This window comes from Haematobacter massiliensis, from assembly GCF_000740795.1.
Classification (GTDB): domain Bacteria; phylum Pseudomonadota; class Alphaproteobacteria; order Rhodobacterales; family Rhodobacteraceae; genus Haematobacter; species Haematobacter massiliensis.
On the sequence record NZ_JGYG01000043.1, the window covers coordinates 1 to 1,063 of the forward strand.

General features: G+C 60.3%; 1 protein-coding gene. It reads right to left on the reverse strand.

Annotated features, from left to right (window positions below; translation table 11 throughout):
- On the reverse strand, positions 1-1,063 hold a 1,063-nt coding region (locus tag CN97_RS19670), incomplete at both ends, for a heavy metal translocating P-type ATPase (protein ID WP_035715317.1).

Consider the following 1,063-nt stretch of genomic DNA (forward strand, 5'->3'; position numbering starts at 1 on the left):
TCAAACGACACGCCACTTGGGGAATGCAGGCAGACATAAGGACCACGTCCGCGGTTTCAATCGCGATATCGGTACCGGTACCGATGGCAAGGCCCACATCTGCCTCTGCCAGCGCCGGTGCATCGTTTATCCCGTCCCCCACATAAGCGAGGCTGCCATATTCGGCCTTCAGACGACGCACCGTTTCAACTTTGCCTTCCGGCAGGACTTCGGCAACCACTTCGTCAATCCCGAGCTTTGCCGCGATCGCCTCGGCAGTCCGCCGATTGTCACCGGTAATCATTGCCACCTTGATGCCAAGTTCATGGAGCGCCGCAATGGCCGCCGGGGTTGAGGGCTTTATCGGGTCTGCGACGGCCACGATAGCAGCGAGCCGCCCGTCAATCGCCACATAGAGCGGCGTTTTGCCCTCATTCCCAAGCCGCGCGGCTGTGTCGGAAAACTCATCTACATCCAGCCCGAGCTTGATCATATAGCGGTCAGCGCCGACTTCGATCCGGTCCCCGTTGACGGTGGCGCGGACACCATAACCTGTATCGGATGCAAAGTCGGATACGCCAGGGATGGCAAGCCCCTCCTTCCGGGCGGCATCGACGATCGCGCGCGCGACGGGATGCTCGGACTTCGCTTCGACTGCTGCCATTCTCGCGAGAACATCGTCACGATCAAAACCTTTGGCCACCGCGATATCCGTCAGGGCCGGATGCCCCTCGGTCAGGGTTCCGGTCTTGTCCACGGCGACCACTTTGGCATCGCGGAGCAGTTGCAAGGCTTCGCCCTTGCGGAAAAGTACCCCCATTTCAGCGCCGCGGCCCGTCCCCACCATGATAGAAGTCGGGGTGGCTAGACCCATTGCACATGGGCAAGCAATGATCAGGACCGCGACCCCATTCACAAGGGCAAAGGTCAGGGCTGGTTCCGGACCAAGCACCAGCCACACAAGAAAGGTCAGGGCCGCAGCCGCCATGACCACAGGAACAAACCACATCGTCACTCGATCGACCATTGCCTGAATCGGCAGCTTAGAGCCTTGCGCAGATTCGACCATCCGGATGATCTGCGA